Below are 279 nucleotides of genomic sequence, written 5' to 3' on the forward strand. Positions count from 1 at the left end.
CTGCGCACCATAGGTGTCGATAAGCACAACATCGGTTTCTTTGCGATGACTCCAGATCAGAGAAAGCATTTCTACCAGGCGAAGTGCCTTGTTGTCTTTAGCAGAGGCCGTCTTCACCCAATATCCCTCCTGCTTCAATACTTCACTGAAAAAAGAGATATAGGTAGCGGTAAAGGTGGGATTGGAAAGATTGTTACCTATATAAAGAATTCTTTTTTTCATCAACTATTCTATAGCCGTACCGGCAGTTTTTGCTTCAAGGCTTTTTATTTTCCCCGG

1 pseudogene is annotated in these 279 nt (G+C 42.7%); it reads right to left on the reverse strand.

Going from position 1 to position 279, the window contains the following annotated elements:
• Nucleotides 1–222 (reverse strand): annotated as a pseudogene (locus HC175_RS23645) (glycosyltransferase family 1 protein); the annotation flags it as partial.
• Between the last annotated feature and the right edge of the window lie 57 nt (nucleotides 223–279).

This window comes from Salinimicrobium oceani, from assembly GCF_012037645.1.